This window comes from Bradyrhizobium sp. 35, from assembly GCF_023073215.1.
Lineage (GTDB): Bacteria > Pseudomonadota > Alphaproteobacteria > Rhizobiales > Xanthobacteraceae > Bradyrhizobium > Bradyrhizobium canariense_D.
In genome coordinates this window covers 349882-361507 of sequence record NZ_JADPJC010000017.1, presented here as the reverse complement: position 1 = coordinate 361507, position 11626 = coordinate 349882, and the positions used below count along the sequence as shown (strand labels likewise).

The window sequence follows — 11626 nt, the reverse complement described above, 5'->3', positions numbered from 1 at the left end:
CATCGACGGCCATCCCCATAGCCGCATCGAAGACCTCATGCCGTGGCGATTCCGCAAAACGTCAAGCCAGCCTCAATAGGGTTGCGGCTAAGCGCTTACCGATTTCTGATCGTTCCATTCGAACAGAAGCCAGAGCATCCCGACCGCGAACTGGAGCGGAAGCTGATGGATGAGGCGCCCGCAATTCTGCAATGGATGATCGAAGGGTGTCTCGATTGGCTGTCCAACGGCGGCCTTGCGAAGCCCGCCAGCGTGTTGGCCGCGACCGAGGAATACTTCTCAGACCAAGACTTGTTTGCTCACTGGCTCGCGGAGGAGTGCGTCTGTGAGCCGGAGAACAGAGACAGGTCGGAGAGTAGCAGTCGCCTGTTCAAGTCATGGAAGGAATTTGCGCTCGGCGCCGGTCATACTCCTGGCACGCGGCAGTCGTTTCAGGACCAGATGATACGGCATTCCTTTCGCTACTATCGCGGCCGGAAGACGCGCGAATTCTTCGGCATCTCCCTCAAGCCGGTGGCGAGCTTCCATGAAGGGCGGTGACGCTTGTGACACTTGTGACGCTTGTTTGCGTAATAGAGCTTTACGCGCGCGCGCGTGGGGCGATTACCGGAAAATGGCGTCACGATCGTCACGAGTGTCACACCATTCCCCCTTCGAGGCTGGTCAAGTTTACGCACCCGCCGGACAACTTTTTCTGACGCGATTTTCAAACTCTCAACTTGGGAGCTTGTGCGGCGTTGATATATGCAAATGCATGGACAATAAGCCCGTGATATTTGATCACGTGCTGAAATGTAGAAGATCGTTATATTGTAGAGATTTATGGCTAGTGATAGTCGTTTGGGGTAACGCAACGGGTAGCAATGAGAGCGAAATCAAACTTGATGTGTGATCGAAGCCACCTCGAAAAGCCTCCGTCCAAGACTCGCAGCCGTATCAGCAACGGTTCTGCCGTGCTCGAAGGCGTAGACGGTCGCAGCGCGCCCGCGCGCCGCTATCGCGATGTCCTGGCCGAATTGATCAGCGACATCGGCGGCGATCCATCGGGCGCTCAAACCGCTATCGCTCGCCGCGCATCGGCACTGTGTGTGGTCTGCGAGCAGGCTGAGGCCGAGATGGTTGCCGGCGGCGTTCTCGATCTCGCGGAGTTCACTACCGCTGCAAACAGCCTGCGTCGCCTCCTAAGCGACCTGGGACTCGAACGGCGCGCCAAGGACATCACGCCCAGTCTTTCCCAATACCTCGCCAGCAAGGCTGCTAAGCCCGCTGAGAGCCCTTCCAATGTCAACCCTGCCAACCGTGAGGAAACGCTTTGAGCAAACCTTCATCCACGCCCGCGAAGCCCAACTATCTCATTCCCGGCCGCGAAGGCGGCAAGCCGAGCGCTGCTGGTGGCGCCACCACGCATCGTGAGCCCGGCAAACCGATGGTGCCGACCAAGTGACCATCCAACCTGATCCCAGCGAAGCCATCGTCGTGATGGCTCATCACGATCCCGCATTCGAGGGCTCGTATCACATGCGTCTTACGGCGTGCGGGCGCCTGCTCGCCATCGGCCGCGACCCGCTGAAGGCATCCGCTCTACGTCTCGTTGAGAATGGCATCAGCTCTGACACGGCGCTCGTCGTTCGGTTCGAGGACGGCCGAGCGGCGCTCAGCGCGGCCACGCTCAAGAAAGCGCTCAACGCTTGAATGGCATTTCCATCAGCGATGCACTAACCGACCGCAACCTGCTTGGTGCGGCCCTTGGTGATCTCGACAGCTGGGCGACCTGGCGCGTGATCCTCAAGGCCGCGTTCGCCGAGCCGATGACAGCGGACGAGTTGGTGCTTTTCAAGGAGCTCGGCGGGGGACGTGAGCCACCGGCCAGTCGTGTGCCCGAGCTCTGGGTACAGGCTGGCCGGCGCTCCGGCAAGACCCGCACGGCCGGTGCCATCTGCGCCTATCTAGCGGCCTTCAATAGTCACAAGCTCGCGCCGGGAGAGACCGCGACAGTGCTGTCACTGGCGGCCAGCAAATCCCAGGCTAAGGCTACGCTCGACTATGCTGCTGGCTTCATATCATCGTCGCCGGTGCTCCGGCAGTTGCTTGAGGGCGAGCCGACCACCGAGGAAATCAAGCTCAAGGGTAACATCACGATCGGTACGCACTCCGCCAACTTCAAGACGGTCCGAGGCAGAACGCTCCTTGCAGCTGTGTTTGACGAGTCGGCATTCTGGCGTGATCAGGATAGCGCGGCGAATCCCGACTTTGAAATTTACTCCGCGACGCTCCCGGCGCTGGCCACTACCGGCGGCATGCTAATCGGCATATCCAGCCCGTATCGTCGCAGCGGCTTGCTGTTCCGCAAATATGAGGCCTCGTTCGGGAAAGACGACCCCAATTGCCTGGTGATTGTAGCGCCGACCACGAGGCTCAATCCTACGCTCGACATCAGCGTGATTGATCGAGCGCGCCAGATGGACCCTGAAGCCGCGCGGAGCGAATGGGATGCGCAGTTCCGCGACGACCTAAGCGACTTCGTGAGCCGCACTGCAGTCATGCATTGCATTGAAAGCGGCGTGCGCGAAAGGCCGTTCGATTATCCCAATCGCTATGTCGGCTTTATCGATCCATCTGGCGGTAGTAGCGACTCGATGACCATGTGCGTGGCACACCTGGCCGGCGACATTGCCGTGGTCGATGCCATCCGGGAGGTGAAACCGCCTTTCAATCCGGAATCCACGGTTTCGGAGTTTTGCACTCTACTCCGGAGCTACCGCATCTCGACTTGTTACGGCGACAGATACGCGGCCGAGTGGGTCGCGAGCCAATTTCGCATTCACGGCGTGCACTATCGTCACAGCGAGAAGACCAAGAGCGAGTTGTTCTTGGACCTGCTGCCCAGGGTGAACAGTCGCACGGTCTCGCTGCTTGATGATGACCGCTCTATTGCGCAGCTATGCGCGCTTGAGCGCCAAACAACTCGCAGCGGCCGCGACAGCGTCTCGCATCCTCCTGGGGGGCACGACGATTTAATCAATGCCATCGCCGGGGCCGTCGCCCATGTGCCGGCGGCAGCGCGCCGCGATCGCAGACCCGGCGGCGTCACCCTCGAAGGTACCGGAAATTATAACGTTCACTCAGGAAAATACGGAGCAAAGAATTGAGCGACACAGCGGAAACGATCAGCCCGGCAGCAGAAGCGTGGATTGCTGGTGATCACCTTGGCGCCCAGGCGCTTTCTCAGCCCGTCCAGGATGACGCCCCGGCCGCCCCGGCCAGCGACGTGCAGCCATGGCTGCAGAATCACTTGGCAATCGACAAGCTCCAGCAAAGGCCAGCCGACCAGGCACAGCCGAGTGTCGTTGATAGCGCGCTTAGCAGACTCACCAGCAACGGCGGCGAGAATTCGGCGCTGGTGCAGAGCTGGGGCTCAGACGCAAAGGAAAATCTGGCATACGCGTTTGAGGGCTACAAATACATTGTCGCGAACAGACCTGAGTTAATCGATCGAGTTGATGCCTCCGGCCTCGGCAATGACGCGGTCCTACTTCAGCACTTGGCCGAATACGGGCGCCTGAAAGCCAACTTCATGGGAGACAACACAGTGAGCAGCAGGCGTTCGCAGCTTGATGAACCGCGCCAAGCCCTTCCCAGCGGCAACAGCGCGGCCCAGCGCGAGCTAAACAAGATATTCGAGGAAACGCCGCCCGGCACGCCCGGTTATGCCAAACGGTCGGTACAGGATCGGGTTCGCCAGCTGAATGAGATGATCCACGGCACTGAGCCGGCGGTTGGTCTTGGAGGGCGCACGGCATGAGCGACATTCACGACCTTGTGGCGATAGACGTTTATGGCTTTTCGCTCGCGATCCAAGCCATGCCCTGGAATACGTTCTTTTATAAAACCAGCCACACGCTCGAGGACATTCTGGAGAGCCCTGGATACTTCGACGAGGTTGCCGAGAACCTCCGGCGGAACGACCGGATCGAGATCACCGCGAGCGCTGACGGCGTTCCCGAGGCAGCCACGCTCGTGGTGCGGTCTGTGAGCGTAAAGGGCGGGAAGTCGGTTGAAGTCTCGAAGTTGAAGCGCGGCTGACATGGGACACCGCATCAGAATCCCGGGCGTGGGTGGCCAGATCGAGGCGAGAGCAGCGAGGCTTAGCGCCGCCGTTGCTGCCGAGTTTCAGCGCTTAGAACAGGCAAAAAAGCCGAAGCCGGAGAGACCGGCTGCAAAGAAGTTCAAGCACATTCGGGATTATAGAGCGGGTGCTGCTCGATGACTGACGCATTCCGGTACAAGGGAATCGAACACACGCTGGAGCTGGTGCCTGAGCGACATAGGTGGGTCAACTCTGGCGCACCCGAGTCTGAGATAGGGTGCGTTGGCGGGGTTCAAATCGAGCGACGCACTTTCCCGCCCGGTGTTTCAACGGAGGTAATGAGGTTGGCCATTAGCGTGGTGGATCATTGGGACGCATCGGAGGAGCGCGATCCTGTTGATTTACTCCTACGATTACATAGCGTTCTACATCGGTAAGCGCGTTTTCTGTCTGCCTGATGAAGTTCGTGAGATGCCGTCTAAGCGTCTGATCGGAGACCTCTTCAAGGAGGTGGTGGGCAAGACTATTCGCCAGAAGATGCGAGTGATCCTGAAATTGCTTCAGGATAGTGCTCTGGTCCTTACCTTTCATGAGATTCCGGAGGGTATCCTGGATAGCACGATCGGCACCGAGCTCGGGTGGCGCCGTAAGAGTATGAAGCAGGTCCCCTCTGTGGTGAGGGGGGAGGACGATGTGCTGATAAAGAATTACGAGTTTGAATTTTGCGAAACGGAACTCAATGACTGAAAGTCCAGGTTGCGGACCGAACTGCGCATCCGCGGCGGCTACAACCACGCTGTAGACGAGTGAGAGATTGAGTTCGACCGGGCAGGTAAGCTGCACCCTTTGATCGGTGTTATTCTCCGGGATCAGATATTTTTCATTCGCTAGGTTCGGAGGTCTGCGCGAGAATATGAAGGAAAAGCCGCCCTTCTTGGGCGCGTCAGTCAAAGCGCTGCTGGTTAGCTTGGTGCCGTCTGTAAGCCAGAGCGTATGTTTGAGAGTGCAATATTCGTGGCTGTTTGGGCTGACATGAACTGAATATTTCTGTGTCAGAATCTCCGAGTTGGTCGGTTCATAACCGTACCGGCCGGCGTACCCGAAAAAAATCATCAAATCGCCGTTCGCTCGTTCTGTAACTGAGAACAGATTGCGTTGATGGCCGTCAACCTCTGTAGTGAATCGAATCCTCTCAGGCATCTCGTTTCCCAGGGCGAAGCGCCGCCTCAGGAGTAAAGCAAAGTGGAAAGGCGGCGGCCAGCCCGATGTGCCGTTCTTATGAGAATGACTGTACAACCCGCGCCGTTGCTGGATGGCTGCGGTTCTTGACCTTCACCCAGTACTTCTGCCGGCCGCCACGGTAGCTCCGATCCCGGTGTTTCGAGACGAGACCTTCAAGGCCCATGCGGCACGCCGCCCGGAAAAGCTCCGGCCCGATCTCGCCGCGCTCGAATGGCGCGACGGTGATTCCGTCCGGCCGGCGAGCCAACAGCCGCTCCAGGTTGGTCTTGCGCAGGTGTAGGGGGAGCTGCCGGAGATCGTCACCGCCCATGGCGAGAACGTCAAACGCGTAGAGCTGCACCTCGTCCTCGTGCTTGCGGGAATGCAGCGCGTTGAAGTCGGAGATGCCATCGATGCCGAGAATTACCGCCTCGCCATCAACGACGAAATGTTTCTGCCGGTTCTTCAGCGCGGCCTCGGCGATCCAGGGGTAGCGCTTGGTCCAATCGGTGCCGTTGCGGGAAAGCAGCCGCACGCGCTCGTTCTCCCGGATGACCAGCATCCGGTATCCGTCGTGCTTCACCTCGTGGATCCAGTCCGGCCCCGATGGGACCTGCTTGCCGGCGGTCGCCAAGCAGAGCTCGTACGCCATACGCATGCGCCAAAAGATAGGCGCTTCGCGGTATTTTGCGAGTCGGGAACAACCGGCAATCTGGGCGCGTTCGTCTCCAGCTCCGAGCGCTGTCTCGGAGCAGCGTGGAGTAAACTTCCGGCCTCAAGGATTCATCCTCCTTCGGGGCCGGCCTTTTAGGCGCCGCGGCGGCGTCCTGCCGGTTCACGACGGCGGACCTTCCTTTCAAAGCTGACGATCATGGCAGTGACTATTGTGCCTGATCCTGGCAGGGATGGGGCAGCGGCCCCTCATGGTCGAAAACCGATCCGAGGTCGCGCATATCGATCCATCCGCCGCAGGTCGGGCACTTGATGAAATGCTCTGCTTCATCTCCCGGGGGGGTGTCGGTGCGCTCGCCCATGAACTTGCCTTTCGGTATTTTCATGGGCCGTGCCAACTGTGTAGGCGCCAGCAGAGAGACGGCCCCGGCTTCAGGAGGGTACTTGGGGGTAGGCCGGGACCGCTCCGCCAGCTTCAGTGGCGAGCTGGCGCCGATTCAAGCAAAACATGCCCGACCGGTTCCTCAGCGCGTCAATAGATTCTCGCTTGGTGTCAGTAGCCGCACGTAGGTCCCGCTCTCGTGCAGCTCGAGCCAACCCTTTTCGACAGCGCACCTGATGCCGGCGCCGAACTCCGTGCCGCTTCCCTTGAGCGTGTAGAGGAAGGGATAGTTGATCTTCTCGATGTGGATTCGGCCGTCCTGTACCGCCTCGATGCCTGAAGCGAGCTGAACCAGCTGGCGGGCGGCAGCTTCCGGATTGGCAAAAGGGCGTTCGGTGACGAGTTTCATTGCTGGAATCAAAACCTCAACCGCATGCTTGGCCTGACTTGCCCGTGACTGTCATGCCAGTTCGGGACGATATGCACAGATCCTGCGGCGCCGCATGCCGAGCAGACCAGGCGCAAGCCGACGCGCGACCACGGCTGATCCTGCGGGAGTGCGTCGAGCCGAACGTCGACCCTGCGATTGCAGCGGCCGTTCAGGCATTGGACGTTGCAGGTCACGTGACCGTCAGCCAGCCATTCAGCGGGGCTGCGCGGCGGATAGTGGCCCGCCCATTTGGTGTATCGTCGGAGAGAGGGCATGCCGCCATCAAAGCGGCATTGCATGTACCTCGCAAATTATCGATTCGTAGGGGCTCCGAACGTCGGCGAGCTACTGCTGGTCGTGGTGGTCGCTCGTTTGATTGCCCCACTAAATCGAAAGCCCGGCGGTTCACGCCGGCGGGCTACTGTTCGAAGTGTATCGCTCGGGTGTGGGGACCACCATCTGCCAGGATAGGATCACCGCGGACGACGCCGCGGTTGGGCGTGCATACATAGAACGGGCCTCGATCGCGGGACGAGCGCAGTATCGCTATGACGGGTTCTCCCGTTAAGGGATCTGGATCGCCGACCCTGGCCCTCAACTCCTGCCCATTGTGACGATAGTAAATGGCATAGTAGCGCGTGTCCGAGACGTCACCTTGAGGCGCGACGAACTTCTTAATGGCCTCATAGGTCTCTTCGGCCTGCTTCTCGTCAGCCGCGAATGGCAGGAAAAACTTCATCGTGCTGCTTCCCTTGATAATCAGCAGTCTAGCGCCATCCAGGATTTGTTCACGTCGTCGTTACCCCACCAGCCACCCGGAAGTGATGTCCGCCAAATTCTGGGGTTGAAATTTAGAGCTTAAGTCATTGAATTTGCTTGGTGAGCGCGCTGGGGCTCGAACCCAGGACCCCGTGATTAAAAGTCACGTGCTCTACCGGCTGAGCTACGCGCTCCCATGGCCGCTGATGGCTTCAAAGAAATCGCCATCGTCTTCGGTCATTTGGAAAAGCATGTCTTGCCGCCACATCGACGCAAGCGTTGCGGAAAAACCGGCTGTTTCCGGATCATGCTTTCGGCCCGCGCTGTGTAGGGGGATGGGGCGCGGAGGTCAATAGCTCGGGTGGTTGCCGAACTTGAAGGCAACAGCGGGAATTCGCTCGCCGTTTCCAATGCTTGAGCCGGGATTTTCAACCCGAATGGCGGCCGTCATCCACGCCGAAGAAGCCGCGACGTCCGCCCACGGGACGGATGCCACGTTCGGAGCCCCGTCAGTTCGCTTCCCGCCGGACCTCGCTCGGCACCGGCACTTGCTGCGGCGTGCCGGCGGGGGTGGGTAGCGCGACCGGGCGCAAGCCGATCAGCTCGGCGGTGCGGATCGCGCTGTCGCGCCAGAACTGGAACGAGTTGATGCGGCTGAGCTCGAGGATGGCGATGGCGACCGCGGCCAGGAACGGCAGGCTCTGCAGCACCAGCACGCCGGCGAAGATGTAGATCTCGGTGATCTGGCGGTAGCTGTTGGAGGCCACCAGCACGCCGGCGCCGATCAGGAGCAGGGCGCCGATCACGGCCTCCCAGAACGCCTGGAACTCGATCGACATCCTGGACAGGCCGCCCTTGGAGGTGCGCGCGAACGCAATGTGCTCGGTGATCAGTCCCTGCGCCACCGCGCGCGACACCGTCCACTGCACGCTCATCGCCGCGATCATCGCGCCCAGCATCTGCCCGGGCTTGATCGCGACGCGGGCGCGGTACATCGACAAGAAGTGTACGAGCGAGACGATGAAGGCGCCGATGATCGGCAGCGTCAGGATCTTGTCGGGGATGGCGATGTCGGCGAAGGCGACGATCGGCACCCAGACGAGGTTGAGCAGCGCCACGACGACGCCGAGGCTTTCGGCACCCAGCCAGTTCAGCCAGCCCAGGCCATATTCGCGCTTCTGGTCGGGCGTCAGCCGGCTCCGTCCGGGCAGGAAGTTCCGCCAGTGCTTCTTGACGATCTGGAGGCCGCCATAGGCCCAGCGGTGACGCTGCTTCTTGAAGGCCTCGTAGGTGTCGGGGAGCAGGCCCTGGCCGTAGCGGTGGTTGGTGTAGTGCGTAGTCCAGCCGAGCTGCTGGATCGAAAGGCCGAGATCGCTGTCCTCGCAGATCGTGTCGGACGACCAGCCGCCGGCCATGTCCATCGCGGCGCGGCGGATCAGGCACATCGTGCCGTGCACGATGATGGCGTTGGTCTCGTTGCGCTGGACCATGCCGATGTCGAAGAACCCGGCATATTCGCCGTTCATGATGTAGTGCATGATCGACAGGTCGCCGTCGCGATGTTCCTGCGGCGCCTGCACCAGGCCGACGCTGGGATCGGCGAACGCCGGCACGAGGTCCTTCAGCCAGTCGGGATCGACGACGTAATCGGCATCGAGGATGCCGATGATCTCGGCGTCGACGGCGGTGCGGTCCATCGCGATGCGCAGCGCACCGGCCTTGAAGCCCTGCACCTTCTCGGCGTTGATGAACTTGAAGCGTTCACCGAGCGCGCGGCAATGATCCTGGATCGGCTGCCAGAAGGCAGGGTCCGGCGTGTTGTTGATGATGACGACGCATTCGTAGTTCGGATAGTTCAGCCGCGACAGCGCATCGAGCGTCTGCTTGAGCATCTCGACCGGTTCGAAATAGGCGGGGATGTGGATCGAGACCTTCGGGCAATAATTCTCGGGCACGTCCTCGACCGGCTTACCTTTCGTGAGCAGCCGCTGCGGCGGCCGGCCGAATGCGACGGCCGCGATCTCGTCGATGCGCGCCATCGCGATCAGCACGAGGGGAACAAGCAGGATCATGCCGAGCGTGAGCGCGAAGGCCGAGCCGAAGATGAAATAGTGCCCGTTCCAGAACGCGAACACGGTGGCAGCCCAGGCGCCGACGCCGTTGGCGGTGGCCGACAGCAGGAACGCCTGCTTCGCCGTCGGCTGCTGCAGCCGCAGGATCGGCAGCGACAGCAGGATACCGACGAGGAGCGCCACACCCATCAGCTTCCAATAATCGGGATTTTGCACCGGGCCGGTCCAGGCAAATTTCGGCTCGCGGCTGGCGTTGAGGATGCCCCAGTACGGACCGACGCCGCCTTCGAAGTATTTCCAGGGCTGATCGATGGCCTCGACGATGTTGTATTCCATGCCGATGGCGTCGGCGCGGCTGACGAAGTTGCGCAAGGTGAGTGCTTGCTGGAACGGACCGGGGTCGGCGTTGCGTAAATTGTAACCCGCGCTCGGCCAGCCGAATTCGGCGATCACGATGCGCTTGCCGGGGAACAGGTTGCGTAACAGATTGTAGCGGTCGACGGCCTGGTCGACCGCCTGATCCGAGCGGAAGTTTTCCCAATAGGGTAGCACGTGGGCGGCGATGAAGTCGACGTTGGAGCCGAGGTCGGGATTGTCGCGCCAGATGTTCCAGATCTCACCGGTCGTGACGGGTACGCGGACCGAGCCCTTGACCTTCTTGATCATCTCGATGAGGTCTTCGACCTTCTGCTCGCCGCGGTAGATCACCTCGTTGCCGACGACGACGCCGTTGACGTTGCTGTTCTTGCGCGCGAGCTCGATGGCGGCCTTGATCTCGCGCTCGTTGCGATCCTTGTCCTTGTCGATCCACGCGCCGACGGTGACCTTGAGGCCGAACTCCGCCGCGATCGGCGGCACCAGTTCCACGCCGCCCGTGGACGAATAAAGGCGGATCGCGCGCGTCATCGTCGACAGCGTCTTCAGGTCGGCGCGGATTTTCTCCACCGTCGGAATGTTGTCGATATCAGGATGAGCCGAGCCCTCGAACGGGGCGTAGGAGACGCTGGGCAGCAGGCCCTCGAAGTCGGGCGCGGGTTCCTTGTCGCGCAAGACTCCCCAGAAGCCGGCGTGGAGCGCGGACACAAGCAACAGAACGGCGGCGACAACCCGCATCGCGGCTAAACCAAAAGGGGCTGAGGGGGCAGGGAAGCGGATCCGACCCCGAGATCCGACCAAGTCCGCGGCAAATGGAGCATACCTCTGCCGCGCGGTTTAACAACTGTCATCGCCTCATGACCGAATGAGGGCATGCACATTTCGAAATTCGCAGCAGTGCCAATTGCTTCTATCGCCGATCGTTCCTGAACGGAGGCTGAAACAATCGCGGCTATTTCGGGGGCGCCGGTGACGGGCTTGCCGCCGGCGAGGGGCTCGCGGCCGGCTGCGGCTGCGCATTGCCCGATGCGGCCGCGGCCGGCTGCGAGGCCGCGGCCGCGGCCTGCTGTGGCTGCGACGCCGGGTTGATCCAGCAAGCGTGCACACGGCTGTCCAGGGTCTCGGCGACCTTGGGATCGATCTGGCCGCCGAAGCGGGTCAGGCAGCGGAAGGCGGCCTGGATGTGGCCGCCGGGGCAGCCGAAACGGTCATAGAGGTCGAGATGGCGGAATGCGGTATCGAGGTCGTCCCGCCACATCAGCCGCACCACGCGGCGGCCGAGCCAGACGCATTCGGGGTTGCCGGCCGGGCCGCTGATGACCTGGGCTGCTTCGGCGAATTCGTCGGTGCGGCGCTGATTCTGGGCGGCATCCTTGGCCGTGTCGGCGGGCTGGGCGGCTGCCTTGCTCTGGTCGGGGGCGGGCGTGCCGCTCTGGGCGGAGGCCGCGCCGATACCCATCAGGATGACAAGGGAAGAAACGGCCAAGGTGGCGGCGAACTGCCGCAGGACCGCATTTCGTAACTCGAACACCCGTTGCCGCATGAATTCCCCAATATATCACTGACCGTCCGCGTCAGGACCTTCGCGGACGCGCCCGGTGATGGCGTCCAAATGGGTCTCCAATGCG

At 61.2% G+C, this 11626-nt stretch carries 14 protein-coding genes and 1 tRNA gene; 7 read left to right on the top strand and 8 right to left on the bottom strand.

What is annotated here, in order from left to right:
- Positions 1–42 precede the first annotated feature (42 nt).
- The 7 genes from IVB36_RS04090 (at position 43) to IVB36_RS04065 (ending at position 4083) form a co-directional block, all read left to right on the top strand.
- Positions 43–540: a hypothetical protein gene (locus tag IVB36_RS04090; protein ID WP_247390738.1), complete on the top strand. Its 498-nt coding sequence runs from the start codon at positions 43–45 to the stop codon at positions 538–540.
- Positions 541–884: 344 nt separating this feature from the next.
- Entirely contained in the window at positions 885–1316 is a 432-nt protein-coding gene (locus IVB36_RS04085; RefSeq protein WP_247390737.1) for a hypothetical protein, read from the top strand.
- Entirely contained in the window at positions 1313–1444 is a 132-nt protein-coding gene (locus IVB36_RS40095; protein WP_256467221.1) for a hypothetical protein, read from the top strand. Before IVB36_RS04085 ends, IVB36_RS40095 begins: the two co-directional genes overlap by 4 nt.
- Complete coding sequence (locus tag IVB36_RS04080) at positions 1441–1692, top strand: hypothetical protein (RefSeq protein ID WP_247390736.1); 252 nt, start codon at positions 1441–1443, stop codon at positions 1690–1692. The genes IVB36_RS40095 and IVB36_RS04080 overlap by 4 nt, the downstream gene beginning before the upstream one ends.
- Positions 1689–3149, top strand: coding sequence for a terminase (locus tag IVB36_RS04075; RefSeq protein WP_247390735.1), 1461 nt, complete (start codon positions 1689–1691; stop codon positions 3147–3149). Before IVB36_RS04080 ends, IVB36_RS04075 begins: the two co-directional genes overlap by 4 nt.
- A complete protein-coding gene (locus IVB36_RS04070) occupies positions 3146–3802 on the top strand; it encodes a hypothetical protein (RefSeq protein ID WP_247390733.1) in 657 nt (218 codons plus the stop codon). The genes IVB36_RS04075 and IVB36_RS04070 overlap by 4 nt, the downstream gene beginning before the upstream one ends.
- Positions 3799–4083, top strand: a complete 285-nt coding sequence (locus tag IVB36_RS04065) for a hypothetical protein (RefSeq protein ID WP_247390731.1) — start codon at positions 3799–3801, stop codon at positions 4081–4083. Before IVB36_RS04070 ends, IVB36_RS04065 begins: the two co-directional genes overlap by 4 nt.
- A gap of 355 nt (positions 4084–4438) precedes the next feature.
- On the opposite strand, the gene IVB36_RS04060 is transcribed toward IVB36_RS04065, so the two are convergent.
- The 8 genes from IVB36_RS04060 to IVB36_RS04025 all read right to left on the bottom strand — a co-directional run bounded on the left by IVB36_RS04060 (position 4439) and on the right by IVB36_RS04025 (position 11541).
- Positions 4439–5287 carry a hypothetical protein gene (locus tag IVB36_RS04060; RefSeq protein ID WP_247390729.1) on the bottom strand — a complete coding sequence of 283 codons (849 nt, stop codon included), beginning with the start codon at positions 5285–5287 and terminating at the stop codon, positions 4439–4441.
- Between the two features lie 76 nt (positions 5288–5363).
- On the bottom strand, positions 5364–5966 hold the full coding sequence (locus tag IVB36_RS04055) for an RNA ligase family protein (protein WP_247390727.1): 603 nt from the start codon (positions 5964–5966) through the stop codon (positions 5364–5366).
- Between the two features lie 223 nt (positions 5967–6189).
- A complete protein-coding gene (locus IVB36_RS04050) occupies positions 6190–6366 on the bottom strand; it encodes a hypothetical protein (RefSeq protein ID WP_247390725.1) in 177 nt (58 codons plus the stop codon).
- A gap of 138 nt (positions 6367–6504) precedes the next feature.
- On the bottom strand, positions 6505–6771 hold the full coding sequence (locus IVB36_RS04045) for a hypothetical protein (protein WP_247390722.1): 267 nt from the start codon (positions 6769–6771) through the stop codon (positions 6505–6507).
- A gap of 439 nt (positions 6772–7210) precedes the next feature.
- The gene (locus IVB36_RS04040; RefSeq protein WP_247390719.1) at positions 7211–7531 is read right to left on the bottom strand and encodes a hypothetical protein; all 321 of its coding nucleotides are present in this window, start codon (positions 7529–7531) and stop codon (positions 7211–7213) included.
- Positions 7532–7669: 138 nt separating this feature from the next.
- Positions 7670–7745: transfer RNA gene (locus IVB36_RS04035), tRNA-Lys, on the bottom strand.
- Positions 7746–8060: 315 nt separating this feature from the next.
- On the bottom strand, positions 8061–10736 hold the full coding sequence (locus IVB36_RS04030) for a glycosyltransferase (protein WP_247390717.1): 2676 nt from the start codon (positions 10734–10736) through the stop codon (positions 8061–8063).
- A 214-nt stretch (positions 10737–10950) separates the two neighbouring features.
- Positions 10951–11541, bottom strand: coding sequence for a beta-1-3, beta-1-6-glucan biosynthesis protein (locus IVB36_RS04025; RefSeq protein WP_247370384.1), 591 nt, complete (start codon positions 11539–11541; stop codon positions 10951–10953).
- Between the last annotated feature and the right edge of the window lie 85 nt (positions 11542–11626).

Excerpts from the sequence above, each read along its gene's own strand:
- IVB36_RS04085 (WP_247390737.1), top strand. The coding sequence starts at position 885 with ATGTGTGATCGAAGCCACCTCGAAAAGCCTCCGTCCAAGACTCGCAGC.
- IVB36_RS04065 (WP_247390731.1), top strand. The coding sequence starts at position 3,799 with ATGAGCGACATTCACGACCTTGTGGCGATAGACGTTTATGGCTTTTCG.
- IVB36_RS04060 (WP_247390729.1), bottom strand. The coding sequence starts at position 5,287 with ATGCCTGAGAGGATTCGATTCACTACAGAGGTTGACGGCCATCAACGC.
- IVB36_RS04055 (WP_247390727.1), bottom strand. The coding sequence starts at position 5,966 with ATGCGTATGGCGTACGAGCTCTGCTTGGCGACCGCCGGCAAGCAGGTC.
- IVB36_RS04050 (WP_247390725.1), bottom strand. The coding sequence starts at position 6,366 with ATGAAAATACCGAAAGGCAAGTTCATGGGCGAGCGCACCGACACCCCC.
- IVB36_RS04045 (WP_247390722.1), bottom strand. The coding sequence starts at position 6,771 with ATGAAACTCGTCACCGAACGCCCTTTTGCCAATCCGGAAGCTGCCGCC.
- IVB36_RS04040 (WP_247390719.1), bottom strand. The coding sequence starts at position 7,531 with ATGAAGTTTTTCCTGCCATTCGCGGCTGACGAGAAGCAGGCCGAAGAG.
- IVB36_RS04030 (WP_247390717.1), bottom strand. The coding sequence starts at position 10,736 with ATGCGGGTTGTCGCCGCCGTTCTGTTGCTTGTGTCCGCGCTCCACGCC.
- IVB36_RS04025 (WP_247370384.1), bottom strand. The coding sequence starts at position 11,541 with ATGCGGCAACGGGTGTTCGAGTTACGAAATGCGGTCCTGCGGCAGTTC.